Consider the following 20,712-nt stretch of genomic DNA (forward strand, 5'->3'; position numbering starts at 1 on the left):
GCGGTATCGCGGTATCCGGATTGCTTCCCAGTGCTACACCTTACGACTGAATGTGCCGAACCTTCCCTTCCCGGCAGCAAGGAATTTCCCTGAATGATGACGCCGTCTACTCCGGTCCGCCGCCTGTTTGCCCGTTGCGTCGTTTCGATGATCGCGGCTTGTGCCGCCGCCAGCGCGCAGGCACAGTCGCGTAGCCCCGCAGCCAACGCAGCTGCGGGCACGACCGCCCTGCCGGCGGCGGTGTCCGTGTCACCGGCGACTCGTCCGGGTAGCCGTATCGTGTCCATGACGCTCAAGCAGCTCGGTGCGGATCAACCGCTTCAGTTGCGCGGCGTGGACGGCATCAATGGCGTGCCATTCTCGGTGCGCGCGGACGAGGTGGTCACCGGCGCAAGGCTGAAGCTGCGCTATAGCTACTCCCCTGCACTGATCCCCCAGTTATCGCACATCAATGTGATGATCAACGGCGAGGTCGCGCAAACCGTGCCCGTGCCGCGAGAACAAGGCGGCAGTCTCCTGGAGAAGGAGCTGATCATCGAGCCGCGACTGATCACGGAGTTCAACCGGCTCAATCTCCAACTGATCGGTCACTACACCGCGGACTGCGAAGATCCCTTCCATTCCAGCCTGTGGGCGACCGTCAGTAACGCAAGCGTGCTGGAACTGACCGTAACCCGTGGGGCGCTTGCCAATGACCTGGCCCTGCTGCCCCTGCCATTCTTCGATCGCCGCGACATTGGGCGCCTGAGGCTGCCATTTATATTTGCCGGATCGCCGTCTGCAGCCACGCTTGAGGCGGCCGGCGCGGTCTCTTCATGGTTTGGCGGGCTGGCGGGATACCGTGGTGCCTCGTTTCCCGTGACACTCAACGAGTTGCCGGGTAGCGGAAATGGGGTGGTATTTGCCACGCAGCAAGAGCGCCCGGCTGGGATCGGGCTGCCTCAGCTCGACGGTCCGACGGTTGCCATTGTGCCCAATCCCAATGACGCTGGCAGCAAGCTCCTTCTCGTGATGGGCCGCGACAGCGCAGAGCTGAAGACCGCCGCACGCGCCCTCGCGCTCGGGGCCAAGGCATTATCGGGTCAGCGAGCCACCATTACCGGGCTGCATAACGTGGCGCCGCGCCAGCCCTACGACGCGCCGAACTGGTTGCGCAGCGACCGCCCGGTACGCTTCGGAGAGCTGATACCAGGGGAACAACTCAATGTATCCGGCTACCAGCCGGACCTCGTGCGCGTCAGCTTCCGCCTGCCGCCCGACCTTTTCGGCTGGCGCTCGCGCGGTATCCCCATCGACCTGCGCTACCGCTACACCCCGCGGCCGACGCAAGACAAGTCGACCCTCAACATTAACGTCAATAGCCAGTTCCTGCGCGCTTACCCGCTGCGCTCGCTGAAGGACAGTGGCGGCAAGGTGTCCGAACTGGTCGCGCGCGTACTCCCGGACGGCTCGGTGCCGCAGCAGCAGACGCTCCACTTGCCGCTGTTCATGGTGCCAGCCCAGTCGCAACTGCAGTTTCACTATTACTACGACTATCCGAAGCAAGGCGCATGCAAGGACACGCTGGTAGACAATGTCAAGGGTGCGATCGATCCCGATTCGACCATTGATATCTCCAGCCTGCCCCACTTTATGGCTCTGCCCGACCTGGCTGCCTTTGGCAACAGCGGTTTCCCTTTCACGCGCATGGCGGATCTGTCGGAAACCGCGGTTGTGCTGCCGTCACAACCTTCCGCAGAGGACTACTCAACCTACTTGACCGTGATGGGTCGTATGGGCGAATCGACGGGCCATCCGGCGAGCGGCGTGAAGATCATCGCACCGGCCGACGTACAGCAGGAAGCGGACCGTGATTTGCTTGTCATCGGTACCGCGCAGAACCAGCCATTGCTGTCGCAGTGGGCCGACCATATTCCGGTGTCGCTGGCTCGCGAGGGAAAGCGCTTCACATTGACAGAGGTCTATTCAGACCTGTTGGGCTGGTGGAATGGCGCCGATGGGAACCGTAACCGTCCTGTCGAAGCCAGCCTGTCGATCAGCAGCCCGGGCACCGATGCGGCACTTGCCGGCTTTGAGTCGCCGCTGGCGGCCGGTCGAAGCGTCATAGCCATTACCAGTGATACGCCAGGCGGATTGCTGGCCGCCACTGACATGCTGCTCGATGCCGATCGCCTGCCGAAGGTACAGGGCAGCCTTGTGCTGGTGCGCGGAACGGCGGTCAACAGCCTCGCGGCGCAGCAGAGCTACTACGTGGGCAGGCTTGATCCATGGACATACGTCCACTGGTGGCTTTCGCAGCGGCCGTATGCGATGGTCTTGATGCTCTTGATCGCCACGCCGCTGCTCGGCGCCACGCTGTTCCTCATGCTTCGCGGCCGAGCCAAACGGCGCAAAGCAGGTCAGGCATGACACGCTCACCCCAGAATACCCGCCGTCGCAAGCTGCTCGGCGCAGGGGCCTTCAGTGTTCTCGGCGCACTGGCGCCCCTGCTGCCGGCCGGCGCCGGCGCCCAAACGCTGCGCCGCGCATGTTCATGGCCTCTCTACCAACAGTTTCTCAACCGCTTCGTGCAGGATGACGGGCGCGTGATCGATCTGTCCGTGCGCGAGCAGCACAGCACATCTGAAGGCCAGTCTTACACCATGCTGTTTGCCTTGATCGCTAACGACCGAGCCACGTTTGACAAGGCGTGGCGATGGAGCGTTGCCCATCTTGGCGGCGGCAGCCTCTTCGACAAGCTGCCCGCGTGGCGCTGGGGCCGACGCGATGACGGCTCGTGGGGCGTGATCGATGCCAACTCTGCCTCGGACGCGGATCTCTGGTATGCCTATGCGCTTGCCGAAGCAGGGCGGGTGTGGAACGCGCCGGCCTATGCTGAAGCCGCACGCGCATTGCTGCGACAGGTGGCAAAGTACGAGGTGGTCACGCTGCCCCGCTTCGGCCCCATGCTGTTGCCCGGCCCGCAAGGTTTCGCCCATGTCAAGGCGGACGGCTCTCGCGAGTGGCGCATCAATGCCAGCTACCTGCCCGTCCCTCTGCTGCGCCGGCTAGCCGCCTTCGACCCCTCTGGCCCGTGGGGCGCGCTGGCCGAACAGGTTCCCAAGTTGATAGAGGCGGTGGCCGTGCATGGCATCGTGCCTGACTGGTCGACCTATCGCGTCAGGCCAGGCGAGCCGGCCGAGTGGATCATTGATCCGGACAGCGGCGACATCAGTAGCTACGATGCTGTCCGCGTCTACCTCTGGGCTGGCATCACCCCCGGGGGCGACGCCGCTGCACGCAAGTTGATGAAAATGCTTGCCCCCGTTGCCCAACGGATGCACGGACGGTCCGCGCCGCCTGAGAACATGCACGCCGTAAGCGGGGCATTCAGCGGCGAGGGACCGCTCGGTTTCTCGGCCGCGCTAGTGCCATTTCTCCTTGCATCCGGATCGCCGGAAGCGGCTGCGCAGCGTAGTCGGGCACAAGGCCTGGTGACAAATGCTGCCGCGAAGCAAAACTACTATGACACCGTCCTCGGCCTGTTCGGCCTCGGCCATGCCGACGGTTACTATCACTTCGTCCGATCTGGACAACTGGAGTTAGCGTGGTTGCAGGACAAGACCGGAGACAAGGCATGCCCGCGCGAATAATCCCGATTCGCCTGTCTTCGCGCCGGCGCGAGCAATGCCAGGCGCTGATGCTGGCGTTGCTAACCGGGTTCACCACGTCGAGCGGCGCGCAAGACGACGCCACCAAGGCTCTCGTCGATCAGGCCAGGTATTGGCAAGCGCGCAGCCGCCAGGATCGTGCAGCCGAGGTATGGGGAAAGCTGTTGCGCCTGAATCCGGGGCAGCCCGACGCCTTGTATGGAATGGGCATTGCCGAACTCCAGGCGGGGCGGGTGCAGTCGGCCCGCACCTATTTGGAACGGCTCCAGAAGGCAGCGCCGGGTTCGCCCCTTGTCAGTGAGCTTCGCGACCAGATCGCCAAAGGCGGCTCAGCGGGCATGCAGCAACAACTCGAGCAGGCCCGCCAACTGGCGCAAAGCGGACAGGCCGAGCAGGCGATCAAGCGCTACGAGCAGGTCGCAGGCGGCAAGGCGCCCCAAGGCGACCTTGCCCTCGAGTATTACCAGACCCTTGGTGGCACTGCCCAAGGCTGGGCGCCAGCACGCGCGGGCCTGGAGCGGCTCGCCCGCGCCAATCCGTCCGATGCGCGCGCGCAGCTAGCCTTGGCCCAGCACCTGACCTACCGGGACAACACTCGGCAAGAAGGGATCCGCCGGCTCGAAAGCCTTGCCACGCGGCCCGATGTGGGCAAGGAAGCCACCGACAGCTGGCGCCGCGCACTCGACTGGCTCGGTACACGCCCCAGCGATGCCCCGCTCTACCAGGCCTGGCTGGCGACGCATCCGGACGACGCCGCCATCCGCGCGAAGCTGGGGGATGCCCGACCCAAGCCAGCAAACAGCACCGCGCCGACAGATCCGGGGCGCGGCATCGTACAGCAGGGGTTCGCCGCACTCGACGCGGGCGAACTCGAGCGCGCTGCCGACCACTTTCAGAGCGCCCTCGCACAACGCCCCAACGATGCCGATGCCCTGGGCGGGATGGGCGTGCTGCGGCTGAAGCAACAGCGATTCGCCGAGGCTGTTGACTATTTCGCGCAGGCGTCGCGGCACGGCGCGGGTAACCGTTACCGCCAAGCCAGCAATAGCGCCACTTACTGGCAGCTGGTGCAGCGTGCCGCCGCCCAGCGCTCATCGGGCAACTCGACCGAGGCGCGCCACCTGCTCGAGCAAGCTCAGCGTTTGGATCCGAATGAAATCACCGCCCAGGTGGCGCTGGCCGACCTGCAGGCAGATGCCCGCCAATATGCGGCCGCGGAGGCTGCCTACCGCCGCGTACTGACGGCGCAGGCCGCCAATGCGGACGCGATGCGCGGGCTTGTCAACGTTCTGGTCGCGCAGAACAAGAACACTGAGGCGCTGGCCCTGGTCGAGCGCATGACGCCGGTGCAGCGCGAACAACTCGCACCACTTGGCAGGATGCGTGCCGACCAGGCACGCATACAGGCGCAAGAGGCCATGCGGCAAGGGGATTCGGCCGGAGCGCGCCGGCTCCTCGAGGACGCAATGGCTAACGACCCGACAAATCCGTGGGTAAGGCTTGAAGTCGCGCGCCACTACATCGCGATGGGCATGAAGGACCAGGCCCGCGGTGTCATGGACAACCTGTTGTTGTCCGCGCCAGGCGAGCCGGACGCACTGTTTGCCAGCGCCCTCGCGGCTGCTGAATCGAACGACTGGCAGCGCGGACTTGACCTCCTCGAGCGCATTCCCGCCAATCAGCGCAGCAACGACATGGGCAAGCTTCAGCGTCGTCTGTGGGTCCACGCCGAGGCTGGCCGCGCCAGCGAACTTGCGGCAGCCGAACAGCAGCCCGCCGCCACTGGCGTGTTGCAACACGCCGAGCGCTATGCTGGACAGGACGTCGAATTGACAGGGGCGCTCGCGCTAGCCTATGCCGACGCGGGTAATAGCGCGCATGCCCTGTCGCTGATGCGCGCCGCAATGCGCCGCACGGGGCTACCCGACGTTGGCATGCAGCTTCAGTACGCCGCTGTCCTGCTCAAAACGCAGCAAGACATGGAGTTGGCCGGCGTGTTGCGCCAACTCGCAAACGCGGACATGACGTCCGAGCAGCGGCGCGGCTATGACGACATCCGCATTGCCTATATCGTTCGGCAAGCCGACGCCCTGACGGCGGCCGGCGATCTCGTGGCCGCCTACGACACACTGGCCGTGGCACTCTCCGAGCGCGGCGGCAATCCGTCAGTGCGTGTCAGCCTCGCCCGCATGTATGCGCAGGCCGGCGAGAATGGCAAGGCGCTGGCGTTGTATGAAAGCGTGCTTGCCAAGGATCCGCGCAATCTGGACCTACGCCTGGCCGCCATCGGTACTGCCACGGCCGCCAGGGAATACGACTGGGCCGAACGGGCGCTGCAACCAGCGCTGCAGCAGGCACCCGACTCGGTCAACGTACTGACGACAGCTGGCCGGCTCTACAAGGCTCAGGGCAAGAATGCCAAGGCGGCCGAATACTTCCGCGCTGCCGTCACCGCTGAAGGCCGCCTGGCGGGTACCGGCGCCCAGCCCGGTAGCGCCTTCGACCGCGTACCGGCCAACCCTTTTGTCGGCCTGCCGGGCCAGCGCCAGGCGTCCGACTTGCCACCCTCCGGGTCTTACACACCTTATCAACTCGTGCCCACGGCGAGTGCGACGGTGCCTGCGCCGGTGCGCCAGTTTGCCGCTGCGGCACCGGACCAGCCTTACATTCCGCAGCCGGTCGGAACAGTGACGAGATCGCCAACCAACCCCGCGATGAGTGCTGGTGCCGTCGCGACGCCAGTGTCGTACCTGCCGGCAAGTGGCGGCATCGCCAATGGGCGAACGGCGGCACGCCCCGCCCTCTCTGGCCGCACGCCTGGTCCTGTGCCGCAAGGCTATGCCAACCCGCAGGCATATGCTCACCCTGACCTGCGCACATCGGCCAACGCCGCCGCGCCGGCACAGCGACCGCTGGGCGCCCAAGCCCGCGAACCATGGCTAGCGGATGCCGATGCGCCTGCCCTGCCCACTGGTCCCAGGACCGCCCTCGAAGAATTGCGCGAGATCGAGCAGCAGCGCACCAGCACGATCGCCGGCGGCCCCATGCTTCGAGGCCGGAATGGCGACTCCGGCATGAGTCAACTTACGGAGTTGCAAGTGGTGAGCGAGGCCAAGTTCGCCGTCGGCGACGGCAAGCTGGTGGCACGCGTAACACCGGTGGCGCTGGATGCCGGCAATGTCGGCGCCGATTTCAACAACGGCAGTCGATTCGGCGCCGGCCCGCTGGGCTGGGCCGTCCCCGGCACCAGCCAGAACTTGTTCGGTCAGAACCTGAAGTCGACGTCGGCCGGATCGCAAAGTGCATTTGGTGTGGCCGTGGGCGTGGCATATGACACCGACCGTTTTGGCGTGGACATCGGCAGCACGCCACTTGGCTTCCGATACACCGACGTGAACGCCGGCGCACGTGTCAACCTGCCGTTAACGCAGCGGACCACGCTCGGCATGGCCGCATCGCGCCGGCCGGTTACCGACAGCCTGCTGTCCTACGCAGGGGCGCGCGACGAGCGCTCAGGCCTAGCGTGGGGCGGCGTGATGGCCAGCGGCGGCCGTGCCGAACTTGGCTGGAGCGACGGCGCTTTCGGCATCTACGGTTATGGCGGATACAGTGTGTTGACTGGCCACGATGTTGCTCGCAATAGCAAATGGGAAGGCGGCGGCGGCTTCTACATGAAGCTGATCGACTCCGACACGCAGCGCTTCACGTCGGGCATCAACTTTACGTCGATGGGCTACAGCGAGAACTTGCGTTACTTCACCTTCGGCCATGGCGGCTACTTCAGCCCTCAGACATACTTCTCCGTGACGGTGCCGCTGGCATTGGAGGGGCGTAGCGGCCGACTGTCCTACCATATGCGCGGCGCACTGGGCCTTCAGGCGTTTCATGAAAACGATGCGCCGTACTTTCCGACGGATGCCAACGCCCAGGCTGCGGCCAACGCTGCCGTCGCGCTGGCCAAGGCTAACAACTTGACCAGCCTGAATTCGGCGGTGTATCCCGGCCAGTCCAAAACCGGCATTGCCTACAACCTGGTCGGTACCGTCGAATACCAGGCGGCACAGCAATTGTTCGTTGGTGGACTGCTAGGCATCGACAACGCACGCGACTACCGCCAGTGGTACGCCGGCATGTACGTGCGATATGCGTTGCAACGGCAGACAGATCCGATCGGCTTCCCCCCGGTACCGCCTCGCTCGGCCGTTGCGCCACTGCCGTTCTGATGTGGATGCATTTTTGCTGAACTCGAAAGCGCAGATGGGCAGGCCGGCGCCGGATTTCCACTTCCGGCGCACTTCGTAGTAGCGATACCAAAGTGGCCCCAGGCATGCCGCTCTACCGGTGCTACGGCCGGATCAAACCCGATGCTGCAGCTGTGCTGATTCTACCTGGCGGCTCCTGCCTGCTTGCCGTCAAGGAGTTCGGGCGCAACTGCGCCTGTTCTACCGGGCTTAACCCCCTCGACCGCATTTCGCGGAAACCGTCTGTCATTTCCACGGCTGACGAGATCTTCAAAGCCTTGCCCCGAGATTCCGCATCCTGTCCCGTTGGCAGTCGACCTGCCTGCTCATCTTGCAGGACGGACCCCCACCCACTAGATGGGGGTACAGAATCGCCAATCGCTGCCGTTGAGGGATCGTTCGACACTGCCCCGCCACGCGAGATCTTTGGAGTGAACTGAATTGAGTCCGCCTAATCAACCTATTCAGCCATCGCAAGTCAGTCTTGCGCTACAGGATCTGGCCTGGCTTCAATGCACAGGTCGCCTTCATGGGCGAGGCGGCTATACCTTAACGACCACCATTCTTCAGGTAAATCCTCTTGCGCGAACCTATGTTCTGGAGGGCTGCCGGACATCATCCGAGCGAGATTTCCTTCTATCCTCGGGAGAAGTCACCTTCGAAGCGATGCTGCGCGGCACATCCATTCGGTTTGCCATCGCAAATCCGCGCACGATCAGCTACCAGGGAGGACTTGCCTGCGCAGCAGATTTTCCCTCCGATCTTGTGTTCACCGAACGACGGCAGCACCCCCGCGCGCAGATCAGCCCAAGCTTGAACTTCACGTGCAAGGTTCAAGCGTCGGACGGCCGCCTGCTCACATTGGGAATCGACAATATTTCGCAGAGTGGTGTCGGCTTGAGTTCAACAGATCCTCTCACCGAGAAGCTACCGGCGGGCACAACAATGCCTCAATGCAACCTGAACTTTGGCGCTCATGGTGCTATGGAAGTGTGGCTGCAGACTGCAGGACATGGCTTCATCCGCCGTCACGACAAGACGCTCCACCTCATTGGCTGTACCTTCGTATCGATTTCCCCCTTGCAGAGGACCTTTCTTCAGCGACTCGTCTACCAGCTCGAAATGGCAAGCCGAGCAGGCGCCGCCGTGGCAACACGCTAACACGCTAATACGCTTGGTCCTCTTCTCTGACACTATGGTCGCGCTTACCTACACCGCTACTCGCCGACCTCATTGATCGCGTTTCCCTAGTGAGAATGGCGATGATGCACGTCCGGATAATGCGGATGCTTGTGCACCATCACCTCGTGCTCATGCCAATGCCTGTGGGGCTCCTTGCCATCCCATGGGAAGTCGTGCTCATGCTGATGATGCTGGTCGTGCCGATGCGAGTGGCTGTGCGCCAGTGGCTCATGGGTATGCTCGTGCTCGTGCCGCTCGCGCAGATGCAACCACACGCCCAAGGCCATCAGCGCCGCGGCAAACCAGAACGCCAGGCCCGGCACCTCGGGCCAGATCACAAACGAGATCAGGACGCCAAACAATGGCGCGACGGAGAAATACGCCCCAGTTCGAGCTGTCCCCAACACACGCAATCCGACCACGAACAAGGCAAGACTCACACCGTACCCGGCAAATCCGACGATCAACGCTTCCGCCGCGGCACTGACCGGTGGAAGCGCCGCTCCTTGCATCAGGGCGAGCCCGGTGTTGCACAGCCCCGCAACCAGCCCCTTCAGGCACGCAATCAGGAGCGCATCGTTGCTGGAGACCTTCCGGGTCAGGTTGTTATCGATCGCCCAACATAGACAGGCGCCAACGATAAGCAAAGCGCCGGGCGACATCTGCAGACTGCCCGGCTGCCACGAAAGCAGCAAGCCGCCAGCCACGATCGCGATCATCCCCAGGACAATCTGCCGGTCGGCGTTTTCCTTGAACACCACCCAGGCGATGACGGCCGTGAACACGCCCTCCACGTTCAGCAGAAGCGATGCCGGAGCGGCGTTGGTCGAGACGAGCCCGGTCATCAGCAGCGCCGGTCCCGCTATGCCTCCCGCAACGATTGCGCCAATCAGCCACGGTACCTCCGCGCGCGGAATGCCGCCGTGGCCACCACCCGGATCAGGCGTCATCCAGATTCTTCGGATTGCGAGGACAAACGCCAGTCCGATGCCGCTGCCAAGATATAGCAGGCCCGCCAGCAGGAGCGGGGCTACGGATCCGGTCAGCGCCTTGGCCAGCGGTGTGCTTGCGCCGAACAGCAGGGCTGCCAGTAATGCCGGGGATGCGGTACGAATGGACATGAACGGATCACAGGGATGAGGCGAACCCGGACTCGCAAACTCAGATTTCCAGCACGGCTTGCGGTCCCGGTTCGCCGGCGGCCTGGCAATTCAGCACCATGCCACAAATGGCCGGCAGCGGTCAGCCCACGGTCCATGTATTTCGAGGCAGCTACCGGAAGACGCAATAAATGAAGACGTAATAAATGAAGACGCAATAAATGTGACCCATGAGGCATCCTAACGGCATCGAATCAGAAGCTGTAGAGGTTTCTACAACATTGAAGCAGCCACTACGACCAGCTAAGCTGGGCACATGAATGCTCGTCAATCGCTCCCCGAAACCGCCTGGCTGCTGCTGGTCGTCAGCCTGCCGACGTCGGCAGCCACGCCGCGTATGCGGCTCTGGCGCGGCATCAAGTCATTGGGCGGCGCAGCGCTGCGCGATGGTGCCTATCTGTTGCCCAACCTGATGGGACCCCGTGCCCAGCTCCAGTCCCTGGCCGACGACGCGGCCGGCGAGGACGGCAAAGTCTGGATTCTGTCGGTTCAGGCCACCGATGCGCAGCAGGATCTCGAGTATCGCGCACTGTTCGACCGGACGGCCGAATACGCGGCCTGGACGGCGGAGCTTTCAGGCGCGCGCGCAACGCTGGGCAGCGCGGATGAAGCGGAGTTGCTGCGCATTGCCCGCCGCCACGGCCGGGGACTCGACGCGATACGCAAGATCGACTTTTTCCCCAACGAGGCGTCAACCCGCGCGGAAGCGCAATGGCGCGATTTCAACGCGGCCGTCGACATCATGCTGTCGCCGGGAGAGCCGCACGGCGTGGCGGGCAGCATCCCGCGGCGAGACCCGGCCCAGTACCAGGGACGACGCTGGGCGACGCGGCGGCATCTCTGGGTGGACCGCGTCGCCTGTGCCTGGTTGATCCGCCGCTTCATCGACCCCCATGCCACCTTCCTCTGGCTCGACGACGTTCGTCAATGCCCGGACGACGTGCTGGGGTTCGACTTCGATGGGGCGACGTTCACGCATATCGGCGACCGCGTTTCCTTCGAGGTGTTGCTCGCCAGCTTCGGGCTCGAGGAGGACAAAGGACTGGTTCACCTTGGCCAGATGGTCCATGTGCTGGACATCGGCGGTACGCCGGTTGCGGAGGCGACTGGCTTCGAAGCCGTGCTGGCTGGCGCGCGTGAACGCTTGCCCGATGACGATGCGCTGCTCGACGAAATCAGCCGCGTCCTCGACTCCCTCCACACGCATTTTTCCGGAAGTCGCAAGCGCTAGGCCGTTGCACTTCAGCAGAGTCAGATTTCCCCAGATTTCCCCTTCCCAAGACAAACGATGAACTCGCCCCTACCACCCGACACCTCGGACCAATCCCCACACGGACACGCTGGTTACACGTTGCGGCAACTGGTGATGTACTTCCTGCGGCTGGGCACCCTCGGCTTTGGCGGTCCGGTGGCGCTCGCCGGCTATATGCACCGGGACCTGGTGGATGCGCGGCAGTGGATCACCGATGCCGACTACAAGGAAGGCCTCGCGCTGGCGCAACTCGCACCGGGGCCGCTGGCAGCCCAGCTGGCGATCTACCTCGGCTATGTGCACTACCGCGTGCTGGGCGCCACGCTGGTCGGCATCGCGTTCGTGCTGCCCTCGTTTCTGATGGTGGTGGCGCTCGGCTGGGCCTACGTGCGCTTCGGCGGACTGACCTGGATGCAGTCGGTGTTCTACGGCGTAGGCGCCGCGGTAATCGGCATCATCGCAATCAGCGCCTACAAGCTGACCAACAAGAGCGTGGGCAAGGACAAGCTGCTGTGGTTTGTCTACCTGGTCCTCGCCGCGGTCACGGTCATCACCGAATCGGAGGTGGCGTGGCTCTTCCTTGCGGGCGGTGTCCTGGTCTGGTTCTGGCGCGCTCCGCCCAAGTGGCTGCGCCAGGGGAAGATGAATGCCCTGGCGGCGACGCCATTGCCGGCGGCAAGCGGCGTGCTGAGTACGCTGGACTGGCCACTCCTTTGGCAGATCGGTTTGTTCTTTGCCAAGGCCGGCGCCTTCGTCTTCGGTTCGGGGCTGGCCATCGTGCCATTCCTGTACGGTGGCGTGGTCACGGACTTTCACTGGCTGAACGACAAGCAGTTCGTGGACGCGGTGGCCGTGGCGATGATCACGCCCGGCCCCGTGGTGATTACCGTTGGCTTCATCGGCTACCTGGTCGCGGGGCTGCCTGGCGCCTGCGTGGCGGCGGCCGGCACCTTCCTGCCCTGCTACCTGTTCACGATCCTGCCTGCCCCCTATTTCAAGAAGTACGGCAAGCTGCCCGCCATCCTGGCCTTTGTGGATGGCGTCACTGCCGCGGCCGTGGGCGCCATCACGGGAGCGGTCATCGTGCTGGCCAAGCGTTCGATCGTGGATATCCCGACTGCGCTGCTGGCCCTTGTTACCGTGGCTCTGCTGCTGAAATTCAAGAAGCTTTCCGAGCCCATGATTGTTGCAGGAGCCGCCTTGATTGGCCTGGTGGCCTATCCGCTGCTGCATCACTGAAACGCCACGGGAGATCCCATGACCTACCAGACGAAGCCGCTGGCTTGCGATCCGACGAGCCTGCCGGGCCTGTCCGAAAAGCTGATCATCAGCCACCACGAAAACAACTACGGGGGCGCGGTGAAGCGCCTGAACGCCATCACGGCCGAGCTTGCCGCATTGGATATGGCGACCGTCCCCGTGTTTGTGCTCAATGGGCTGAAGCGGGAGGAACTGATTGCCGCGAACTCCATGATCCTGCACGAGGTGTATTTCGACAGCCTCGGTGATGGCGGTCCGCTGGAAGGCGATCTCAGGACTGCCATCGAACGCGACTTTGGCTCGGTCTCGCGCTGGCAGGCTGAGTTCACGGCCATGGGCAAGGCGCTTGGCGGCGGCTCGGGCTGGGTGCTCCTGACCTACTCGCCACGCGACCGGCGACTCGTCAACCAGTGGGCGTCGGATCATGCCCACACGCTTGCGGGTGCCACGCCCATCCTCGCGCTCGATATGTACGAGCACTCCTACCATATGGACTACGGCGCCAAGGCAGCGGCCTACGTGGATGCGTTCATGCAGAACATCCACTGGGAACGCGTCGCCGAGCGCCTGGCCGCTGTAGAACGATAGTCCGACGCACCCTGTCAAACGAACGGAGGCTCTCATGCAGTGGATTACGCGGGAACGCCCCAAGATCGATCGTATCGCCTGTCCGTGGCTCATCGCACGCTTCATCGACGAGAGACCGGACTTCCTGTATGTGCCAAGCGGGGACGTCGTGCGCATCGCCAGCGAGACCGGCGCAATTCCTTATGACATCCCGGGTGTCGAGCTGACGCATGTGGGCGAGCTTTGCAGCTTTGACGCGTTTCTCGACAAGTACAACCTCGGTAGTGATCCGGCCCTGCAGCAAATGGCCGGCATCGTGCGCGGCGCGGATACGTCCCGGCTGGACCTGACACCGCAGTCGGGCGGGCTCTATGCCATCTCACTAGGGCTGTCCCACGTGTTCACCGACGACCACGAAATGCTTGAGCACGGCATGGTGATGTATGACGCGCTCTATGCATGGTGTCAAAGCTGCCAGGCGGAAACGCATCAGTGGCCGCCAAAAATGCCTGCGTGAACACACGCGGAGTCCAGATGAACCGGCTCTTACTCACCCCATTACTCTTACTGATAACCCTTCCCGCATTGGGTGAGACCGTCATGTTCAGTCAAGTCAAGCCAGGGGCGTTGCCCACAGGGTGGCTGGCAGGCGTCACCGGTCACGGCCAGCCGAGATGGACGGTTGAAGCCGACCCAACCACGCCAAACGGGGGCAATGTACTCAAGCAGTCCGGCTCCGGCGATTTTCCGTGGTGCGTCAAACAGGACACCGCCATGACCGACGGGTATGTCGAGGTGAAGTTCAAGCCGATCTCAGGTCGGGATGACCAGGCCGGCGGGGTAGTCTGGCGCTGGAAAGACGGTACCCAGTACTACATTGCGAGAGCAAACGCCTTGGAGAACAACGTCTCCTTGTATTACACGACCGGCGGACGCAGGCACACGATCAAGTATCAGGAAACGCCTGTCGCGGCCCGGGTCTGGCACACATTGCGTGTGGATTTCGCCGGGAGCCATATTCAGGTTTTCCTGGACGGCACACGACAAATTGACGTGACCGACGAGCACATCAGTGGCGCTGGAGCGGTTGGCGTCTGGACGAAGGCGGACAGCGTGACATTGTTCGATGCCTTCTCGTTCGGCGCCACGGTAGCGAAATAGCGCTGACAAGGAACAAGCATGATTGTTGCCCGTGAAGTCGCTGCGACTGTCCTGGCAGGAATGCTAAGCCTGACCGTGACGGGCTGCGACTGGCATCCGTTCGGTAAACGGTGGATGGCACAACCATGCCCCCATTCATGGGGCTGACTTCGTGGGCGGCGTTCACGCCAGCGCATGGCCGTCAGGTCATGCTGATGGGAGACACCGTCCTCTTCGAAGACGAAGTGAATCCGGCCATGAGCGCAGCGCTCGATGCCGGGCTAGTCGATCATCACCCCGTGATGCGGGTCATGAGACCATGATGCCCTTGCGGAAATGCCATGGACAGAACGTCATGGCTTATAGGCGATGGCCTCGATTTCGATCTTGGTGCCGGCCATGTTCTTGCCCTGCAATGTCGAACGCGCCGGCTTGCCATGCGGAAAGAACTCGCCGTAGATGCGATTGAATTCCTCAAAGTCGCGCGGGTCTTCGAGCCACACCGTTGTCTTGACGACGTCGTCGAGCGTACAACCTGCCAGTGCCAGTACGCTCGCGACGTTGTGCAAGGTCTGGCGCGTTTGTGCTTCGATCCCACCGGCGACCAGGGTACCGTCTTGCGCCCTTGCCACCTGCCCCGATACATAGACAAAATCACCGGCCTTCGTCGCGAGCGAGCGCGGTAGCGTTCGCGTTGCCGGATTGTTCTCTGCAAAGTAGTCGATCGTCATGGCTGGCACCTTGTGAAGAGTCCTATCCATCCTATACTGCGGCGGGACCGCCGCAAGCGAGCTCAGCGCCGCGAGCCCTCACCGCGACAGCGCCCTCACCATATCGGCAATCACCGTGAACCGAATCACCCGCAAGCAGGCCAGTTCACCAGCCAGCCCGCCACGCAGTGCGGGATCCTTCGCTGCCATGGCGGCGTTTTCCTGTTCCGCCTGCGCATAAAGCCCTTCGGCTGCGGGCCCGATGCCCTTCAGCATGACATCGAGGCGACGCTCCGCGGTCGCCGTCGCCAGCCCCATCACACGCCCGGCCTCAAGCACAAGCGCACGCGAAAAGTCGCCATAGAACTCGACGCCCAGCACCGGCCAGGCAAACCTGTGCGCGTCCGGCCAGCCAGTCTTGTCGTAGGTGCGCGTACCGTACGCGGCTTCGCTCAGCAAATCATAGAACGGCGCCAGCGCAATCCCTTCGTCCGAAACAAGGAAGCTCAGGTTCTTCAGGTGCGCATCGGAATTGCCGGTCAGGACATTGAACACCAGCCAGTCGAACAGCCTCGCCCGCACCAGTGCCGGCGCACGGCATAGCCCGGCAAGCTCCGCGAGCCTTTCGACGCTGCCCTGGTCGTACTTGAACGCGCGCGAGAGGTTCAGCAACTGGCACGCGTCGATGGCATGCAGCCGCCGCCAGCCCTGCTGAAGACGGCGCCGGTCGAAGCGATCGACCAGGTAGACGGGGGACGGCACATAGCGCCGGTGCACCGCCGGCACGTCCAGCTTCAGCCGGGCGGCCAGCGACATCACGAACCACTCGTTGACGACCGAATGCGGATAGAACGCGTTTTCCTGGTGCGTCGGCTTGAGGATATGCGTCGATGGGGTATCCGCACCGGGTTCATACAGCTGGCCGTCTTGCAGCACAACCGCCAGCTTGTGCTGGGCCCCCGCCAGCGACATGCGCTTGAGCGCATCGTGCGTCAGCGGAACGCGCGGCAGGTTGCGGATGCGCGCATCCAGTTCGGCATCCGCCAGGGGACGGAGCGCCGGCGCCTGCGGCAAGGGCTTGCCCGGCGGCAACAACGTCAGCGAGCCAGCCGATTCGGCGCCATACCACGCCAGCAATGCAAAGGCATCCGCTTCATTGCGGATGCCTGCGTCACGGGCCAGCAACACGCGCTGGCCCTCTTCCGGCAGGAGATTGTCGAAGTACCACTGGACCGGACGCACGCTGCTGCCGTCCATTTGCCGGCCGGCCTGCAATGGCAGCGCCGGGCTCAGCGGAAAGCCTTGCGGATCTTCCAGCCATCCGGGCGTGTATTCGAATGACCAGACGTCCTGCTCATCGCGCAGCGTGCCTACCGGCGCGCCGTTGATGCTCGCCACCAGTACACGATCAGCCATGCCCGTCCTTATCGGCCAGGTCCGATGCCGTTTCCGCCAAAGCCTGGCGCCGGCGATTGCGGGCCTGGCGTTGGCGCAGCTTGTCGCGCTCGGTGCCAAGCAGCGGCGCAGCGGCCTCCGGCATGTCCAGCACAATACGGATGCCCAGTCCACTCAGCACCTGGAACAGCTTGCCCCACTGGATCCCGTCGGCGCCGTTCTCGACGCGGACCATGAAGTTCTCGCTGACGCCGATCGCACCAGCGGCGTCGTCCTGGCGCATGCCGTGTGCCTTGCGCGAGGCACGCACGACAGCGCCGATGTCGGCGGCGTCGCCAAGCTGAAATTGCATAAAATCTCCCTGGTTGCAAGGATTTTAGGCTGCCACGCAGAAGGAATCAAGAAATCTCCCTGATCGCAAAGATTTCCTCAATCCAGCGACAACCGGTCCAAAAATCTCCCGGATCACAAAGATTTTTGAGAGCCGGCCGGCTATGGAACACAGCCTTAGCCATTTCCGAATTCCCCTGCCCGCGCGCGCGATTTAAGGTTTCCCACATAAGTGTCCCAGCCGCCACGCGAGAGGACACTCCGGCACCGGCCGGCACAAGAACACCCAAGGAGACAGCGATGAATACGCATTCGCGCACCGGCACGCAGCGCCGGGCCTGGCTGCTGGCCACCGGCCTGGCACTCGCCGCGGCCGCCACGCTCGGCCACCCTGGCCTGGCCAGGGCAGAGACCTGGCCCTCCCGTCCGATCCAGCTTCTGATTCCCTATCCGCCCGGCGGCAGTGCCGACCTGCTGGCGCGCCCGGTGGCCGCACGGCTGCAGGAACGGCTGGGCCAGCCGGTGGTGCTCGACTACCGGCCCGGCGCCGGCGGCACCATTGCCACGCAGACGCTCGCGCGCGCCAAACCCGATGGCAACACGCTGATCATGGTGCTGGCCGCGCATGCGATCAATGCGAGCCTGTATCCCAAATTGCCATATGACACGCGCAAGGACTTCGCGCCGGTTTCGCTGGTGGCCAACCTGCCGATGATCCTGGCCGGCAGCAGCTCGCTGCGCGCCAGCACGGTGCCGGAGCTGATCGCCGAAGCCAAGGCATCGCCGGGCAAGCTCACGTTCGGCTCGGCCGGCAACGGCAACACGGGCCACCTCGCGGGCGAGCTGTTCGATTCGGTGGCGGGCATCAAGATGACCCACGTGCCGTACAAGGGCAGCGCGCAGGTCGTGACGGCGATGCTGTCGGGCGAGATCCAGCTGACCTTCGACAGCATCTCGACCACGCTGCCGCACGTGCGCAGCGGCAAGGTGCGCGCACTCGCGGTGACCGGCTCGAAGCGCGCCGCCATCGCGCCCGACGTACCGACGCTGGCCGAGGTTGGCGTGCCGGGCATCAACATCACCGGCTGGTATGCCGTACTGGCGCCGGCCGGCACGCCGGCTCCGGTGGTGGACCGCCTCAGCCGCGAGATTGCGACGGTCCTGAAGGAGCCCGAGCTGAAGGCCAACCTCGCGTCCAATGGCTATGAACCGGTGGGCTCGACGCCTGACGCCCTGCGCACGCATATCGACGCCGAGATCACGCGCTGGAGCAAAGTCGTCAAGGACTCCGGCGCCCAGGTACAGTAAGCCTCCCGAACCGAATTCCCCATCGCCGGCGGAAGGACAAGCTCCGCCGGCCTGCATGCCATGACCGACACCTCCCCGATGCAACGCCCCTTTACCAGCATGTCCACGCTCGTGCGCGGCCACGCTGCCAACCAGCCCGCGCATGTCGCCCTTGTGCAGGGCGAGCAATCGATGTCCTATGGCGAGCTCGATGCCACCATGAACCGCATCGGCGCCGCGCTCCAGCGCGACGGCGTACCGCCCGGCGGCGCCATCGCGATCTGCGCGACCTCGTCCGTCGAATATGCCGCGGTATACCTCGGCGCCATCCGCGCCGGCGTGGTCGTCGCGCCGCTCGCGCCGTCGTCCACCGCGCAGAGCCTGGCCGATATGGTGGCCGATGCAGGCGCCAGCATCCTGTTCCTCGATGCCGCGGTCGCCGATGCGCTGCGGCCCGTGCTGCCGCAGCTCGGCAACACGCGTCTGGTGACGCTGGATAACAGCGCCGCGGGCCAGCCATTCCAGTCATGGCTGGCACCGGCCGGCGCACCGTTCGCGGAACCGGAAGTGCGCCCGGAACTGCCGCTCAACATCATCTATTCGTCCGGCACGACCGGCATGCCCAAGGGCATCGTGCAGTCGCACGGCATGCGCTGGGCGCACGTGTCGCGCGGCGCCATGACCGGCTACGGCACCGATGCCATCACGCTGCTCTCCACCCCGCTCTACTCGAACACCACGCTCGCCAGCTTCTTCCCGACCATCGGGCTGGGCGGCACCGCCGTGCTGATGCCGAAGTTCGACGCCGGCAAGTACCTGGAACTGGCCCAGCACCATCGCGTCACGCACACCATGCTGGTGCCGGTGCAATACCAGCGCCTGATGGCCCATCCGGATTTCGACAAGTACGACCTGTCGAGCTTCCGGCGCAAGTTCTGCACCAGCGCCCCCTTCAGCGCGGCTCTCAAGGGCGAAGTGCTGCGCCGCTGGCCCGGCAAGCTGACGGAGCTGTACGGCATGACCGAGGGCGGTGGCGGCTGCATGCTGGTCGCGGACGAGTTCCCCGACAAGCTGCACACCGTCGGGCGCCCGGCACCAGGCGCGGATGTCCGTCTCATCGACGAAGACGGCAAGGAACTGCCGCCCGGCAGCATCGGCGAAGTCGTCGGCCGCTCGGGTGCCATGATGAACGGCTACCACAACCTGCCGGCCAAGTCCGCCGAGGTGGAGTGGCATGATGCCGAGGGCAATCGCTTTATCCGCACGGGCGATATCGGCCGCTTTGATGAAGACGGCTTCCTGGTGCTGATGGACCGCATGAAGGACGTGATCATCTCCGGAGGCTTCAACATCTATCCGAGCGATATCGAGGCCGTGGTGCGCACGCACGAGGCCGTGGCGGATGTGTCCGTGGTCGGCGTGCCATCGGAGCGCTGGGGCGAAACGCCGGTCGGCTTCATCGCGCTGCGCGATGGCCATGGCACAACGGCGCAGGCGGTACTCGACTGGGCCAACGAACGCCTGGGCAAGACGCAGCGCCTGAGCGCGCTGCATGTGGTCGACAGCCTGCCGCGCAGCGCCATCGGCAAGGTGCTCAAGCGCGAACTGCGGGACCGCATCACCGCCTGAACGAAAAACATTCCCGAAACACTTGCACAGCCGCGAAGGGCTCTCTATAATCTGCGGCTTCGCTAGGCTCGTAGCTCAGCTGGTTAGAGCACCACCTTGACATGGTGGGGGTCGTTGGTTCGAGTCCAATCGAGCCTACCAACGCACAACGCAAACACGGACGGTCGCCACTTCGGCACCGTCCGTTTTTGTTTTTGCCCCGGCTTTTTGCGGCGCGTTCCGCCGAATCAGGCCTTCCAGACCGATGCATCCGGCACCACCGTCGCAAAGCGGTCGTGCAATGCCGCCAGCGTGACACGGTGCAATTGCGCCGCGCGCAACGGCTCGCCGCCGAGCGGGTCGGGCAGGTCGCGCGTGGCGCAGGCATTGGCCACCAGCGTGACGCGATAGCCGTGATCCAGTGCCGAACGTACCGTTGCGCTGATGCACATATGGGTCTGAAAGCCTGCCACGATCAGTTCCTTGCGGCCGAGCGCCGTGAGCCGCGCGGCCAGGTCCGTGCCGGCAAAGCTGTTCGGCAGGTGCTTGACCACCGTCTGCTCGTCCGCCTGCGGCGTCAGTCCTTCGATGAACGACACATAGGGCCCCGCCGGATCAAAGGCCCCCTTGCCCTTGCCGTGGTGCGCCACGTGGATGACCGGCGTACCGTGCCGGCGTGCCAGCGCCAGCAGCTCGGCACAGGCGGCCACGGCCTCCGGCATGCCGGTCAGCGGCAGCACGCCGTCGGTGTATTCGCGCTGGTGGTCCACCAGGACCAGCACGGAGTCCTCCCAGGCAGAGGGCTTGCGGCTGGCGCCGGCAGCGTCGAGCAGGGTAACGGGGGTAGTAGCAGACATCGCGGATTCTCCGGTTGAGTAGGTTGTGCAGGCATCGTAGATCACGCTATGCTGTGCGCCAATTACCCACTCA

Annotated in this window: 16 protein-coding genes, 1 tRNA gene and 1 pseudogene; 13 read left to right on the forward strand and 5 right to left on the reverse strand. The window is 64.2% G+C overall.

All coding sequences use genetic code 11. The features are described 5' to 3' along the window. Nucleotides 1-93 precede the first annotated feature (93 nt). From bcsB to AC3FNH_RS02270, 4 genes are all read left to right on the forward strand, one after another. On the forward strand, nucleotides 94-2,409 hold the full coding sequence (bcsB, locus tag AC3FNH_RS02255) for a cellulose biosynthesis cyclic di-GMP-binding regulatory protein BcsB (protein WP_488718942.1): 2,316 nt from the start codon (nucleotides 94-96) through the stop codon (nucleotides 2,407-2,409). Beyond that, nucleotides 2,406-3,632: a cellulose synthase complex periplasmic endoglucanase BcsZ gene (gene bcsZ / locus AC3FNH_RS02260; protein WP_488718943.1), complete on the forward strand. Its 1,227-nt coding sequence runs from the start codon at nucleotides 2,406-2,408 to the stop codon at nucleotides 3,630-3,632. The genes bcsB and bcsZ overlap by 4 nt, the downstream gene beginning before the upstream one ends. Nucleotides 3,633-3,679: 47 nt before the next feature. Further along, nucleotides 3,680-7,873, forward strand: coding sequence for a cellulose biosynthesis protein BcsC (locus AC3FNH_RS02265; protein WP_488718944.1), 4,194 nt, complete (start codon nucleotides 3,680-3,682; stop codon nucleotides 7,871-7,873). Between the two features lie 459 nt (nucleotides 7,874-8,332). Then, nucleotides 8,333-9,052 carry a flagellar brake protein gene (locus AC3FNH_RS02270; protein ID WP_488718945.1) on the forward strand — a complete coding sequence of 240 codons (720 nt, stop codon included), beginning with the start codon at nucleotides 8,333-8,335 and terminating at the stop codon, nucleotides 9,050-9,052. An 86-nt stretch (nucleotides 9,053-9,138) separates the two neighbouring features. On the opposite strand, the gene AC3FNH_RS02275 is transcribed toward AC3FNH_RS02270, so the two are convergent. Then, nucleotides 9,139-10,194, reverse strand: a complete 1,056-nt coding sequence (locus tag AC3FNH_RS02275; RefSeq protein ID WP_488718946.1) for a DMT family transporter — start codon at nucleotides 10,192-10,194, stop codon at nucleotides 9,139-9,141. Between the two features lie 295 nt (nucleotides 10,195-10,489). On the opposite strand from AC3FNH_RS02275, the gene AC3FNH_RS02280 reads away from it, so the two are divergent. The 6 genes and pseudogenes from AC3FNH_RS02280 to AC3FNH_RS02305 all read left to right on the forward strand — a co-directional run. Next, nucleotides 10,490-11,464, forward strand: a complete 975-nt coding sequence (locus AC3FNH_RS02280; protein WP_488718947.1) for a chromate resistance protein ChrB domain-containing protein — start codon at nucleotides 10,490-10,492, stop codon at nucleotides 11,462-11,464. A gap of 57 nt (nucleotides 11,465-11,521) precedes the next feature. Further along, complete coding sequence (locus AC3FNH_RS02285) at nucleotides 11,522-12,724, forward strand: chromate transporter (RefSeq protein ID WP_276100272.1); 1,203 nt, start codon at nucleotides 11,522-11,524, stop codon at nucleotides 12,722-12,724. Between the two features lie 18 nt (nucleotides 12,725-12,742). Next, nucleotides 12,743-13,333, forward strand: coding sequence for a superoxide dismutase (locus tag AC3FNH_RS02290; protein WP_488718948.1), 591 nt, complete (start codon nucleotides 12,743-12,745; stop codon nucleotides 13,331-13,333). 34 nt (nucleotides 13,334-13,367) lie between these two features. Further along, nucleotides 13,368-13,829 carry a chromate resistance protein ChrB domain-containing protein gene (locus AC3FNH_RS02295; RefSeq protein ID WP_488718949.1) on the forward strand — a complete coding sequence of 154 codons (462 nt, stop codon included), beginning with the start codon at nucleotides 13,368-13,370 and terminating at the stop codon, nucleotides 13,827-13,829. An 83-nt stretch (nucleotides 13,830-13,912) separates the two neighbouring features. Then, nucleotides 13,913-14,473, forward strand: a complete 561-nt coding sequence (locus AC3FNH_RS02300; RefSeq protein WP_488718950.1) for a LamG domain-containing protein — start codon at nucleotides 13,913-13,915, stop codon at nucleotides 14,471-14,473. A gap of 110 nt (nucleotides 14,474-14,583) precedes the next feature. Continuing rightward, a pseudogene (locus AC3FNH_RS02305) lies at nucleotides 14,584-14,736 on the forward strand (DUF1259 domain-containing protein); the annotation flags it as partial. A 69-nt stretch (nucleotides 14,737-14,805) separates the two neighbouring features. On the opposite strand, the gene AC3FNH_RS02310 reads toward AC3FNH_RS02305, so the two are convergent. From AC3FNH_RS02310 to AC3FNH_RS02320, 3 genes are all read right to left on the reverse strand, one after another. Next, complete coding sequence (locus AC3FNH_RS02310) at nucleotides 14,806-15,183, reverse strand: RidA family protein (RefSeq protein WP_276100266.1); 378 nt, start codon at nucleotides 15,181-15,183, stop codon at nucleotides 14,806-14,808. Between the two features lie 78 nt (nucleotides 15,184-15,261). After that, nucleotides 15,262-16,578: a HipA domain-containing protein gene (locus tag AC3FNH_RS02315; RefSeq protein ID WP_488718951.1), complete on the reverse strand. Its 1,317-nt coding sequence runs from the start codon at nucleotides 16,576-16,578 to the stop codon at nucleotides 15,262-15,264. Continuing rightward, complete coding sequence (locus AC3FNH_RS02320) at nucleotides 16,571-16,909, reverse strand: helix-turn-helix domain-containing protein (protein WP_488718952.1); 339 nt, start codon at nucleotides 16,907-16,909, stop codon at nucleotides 16,571-16,573. The genes AC3FNH_RS02315 and AC3FNH_RS02320 overlap by 8 nt, the downstream gene beginning before the upstream one ends. Nucleotides 16,910-17,187: 278 nt before the next feature. Here AC3FNH_RS02320 and AC3FNH_RS02325 point away from each other — a divergent pair, with 278 nt between their 5' ends. From AC3FNH_RS02325 to AC3FNH_RS02335, 3 genes are all read left to right on the forward strand, one after another. Further along, nucleotides 17,188-18,195 (forward strand): tripartite tricarboxylate transporter substrate binding protein, encoded by a 1,008-nt coding sequence (locus tag AC3FNH_RS02325; RefSeq protein ID WP_488718953.1) that lies wholly within the window; start codon nucleotides 17,188-17,190, stop codon nucleotides 18,193-18,195. Between the two features lie 60 nt (nucleotides 18,196-18,255). Then, nucleotides 18,256-19,803 carry a class I adenylate-forming enzyme family protein gene (locus AC3FNH_RS02330; RefSeq protein WP_488718954.1) on the forward strand — a complete coding sequence of 516 codons (1,548 nt, stop codon included), beginning with the start codon at nucleotides 18,256-18,258 and terminating at the stop codon, nucleotides 19,801-19,803. Nucleotides 19,804-19,867: 64 nt separating this feature from the next. Then, nucleotides 19,868-19,944: transfer RNA gene (locus tag AC3FNH_RS02335), tRNA-Val, on the forward strand. A gap of 86 nt (nucleotides 19,945-20,030) precedes the next feature. On the opposite strand, the gene AC3FNH_RS02340 is transcribed toward AC3FNH_RS02335, so the two are convergent. Then, nucleotides 20,031-20,639, reverse strand: coding sequence for a cysteine hydrolase family protein (locus tag AC3FNH_RS02340; protein ID WP_276100262.1), 609 nt, complete (start codon nucleotides 20,637-20,639; stop codon nucleotides 20,031-20,033). Nucleotides 20,640-20,712 lie beyond the last annotated feature (73 nt).

The sequence above is a fragment of the Cupriavidus sp. 22TCCZM01-5 genome, from assembly GCF_057798915.1.

What these genes read in the sequence shown, in the direction of transcription:
- AC3FNH_RS02320 (WP_488718952.1), bottom strand. Translation starts at nt 16,909, where the DNA reads ATGCAATTTCAGCTTGGCGACGCCGCCGACATCGGCGCTGTCGTGCGT.
- AC3FNH_RS02295 (WP_488718949.1), top strand. Translation starts at nt 13,368, where the DNA reads ATGCAGTGGATTACGCGGGAACGCCCCAAGATCGATCGTATCGCCTGT.
- AC3FNH_RS02290 (WP_488718948.1), top strand. Translation starts at nt 12,743, where the DNA reads ATGACCTACCAGACGAAGCCGCTGGCTTGCGATCCGACGAGCCTGCCG.
- AC3FNH_RS02315 (WP_488718951.1), bottom strand. Translation starts at nt 16,578, where the DNA reads ATGGCTGATCGTGTACTGGTGGCGAGCATCAACGGCGCGCCGGTAGGC.
- AC3FNH_RS02310 (WP_276100266.1), bottom strand. Translation starts at nt 15,183, where the DNA reads ATGACGATCGACTACTTTGCAGAGAACAATCCGGCAACGCGAACGCTA.
- AC3FNH_RS02280 (WP_488718947.1), top strand. Translation starts at nt 10,490, where the DNA reads ATGAATGCTCGTCAATCGCTCCCCGAAACCGCCTGGCTGCTGCTGGTC.
- AC3FNH_RS02285 (WP_276100272.1), top strand. Translation starts at nt 11,522, where the DNA reads ATGAACTCGCCCCTACCACCCGACACCTCGGACCAATCCCCACACGGA.
- AC3FNH_RS02275 (WP_488718946.1), bottom strand. Translation starts at nt 10,194, where the DNA reads ATGTCCATTCGTACCGCATCCCCGGCATTACTGGCAGCCCTGCTGTTC.
- AC3FNH_RS02265 (WP_488718944.1), top strand. Translation starts at nt 3,680, where the DNA reads ATGCTGGCGTTGCTAACCGGGTTCACCACGTCGAGCGGCGCGCAAGAC.
- AC3FNH_RS02300 (WP_488718950.1), top strand. Translation starts at nt 13,913, where the DNA reads ATGTTCAGTCAAGTCAAGCCAGGGGCGTTGCCCACAGGGTGGCTGGCA.
- bcsB (WP_488718942.1), top strand. Translation starts at nt 94, where the DNA reads ATGATGACGCCGTCTACTCCGGTCCGCCGCCTGTTTGCCCGTTGCGTC.
- AC3FNH_RS02325 (WP_488718953.1), top strand. Translation starts at nt 17,188, where the DNA reads ATGAATACGCATTCGCGCACCGGCACGCAGCGCCGGGCCTGGCTGCTG.
- AC3FNH_RS02340 (WP_276100262.1), bottom strand. Translation starts at nt 20,639, where the DNA reads ATGTCTGCTACTACCCCCGTTACCCTGCTCGACGCTGCCGGCGCCAGC.
- bcsZ (WP_488718943.1), top strand. Translation starts at nt 2,406, where the DNA reads ATGACACGCTCACCCCAGAATACCCGCCGTCGCAAGCTGCTCGGCGCA.
- AC3FNH_RS02330 (WP_488718954.1), top strand. Translation starts at nt 18,256, where the DNA reads ATGACCGACACCTCCCCGATGCAACGCCCCTTTACCAGCATGTCCACG.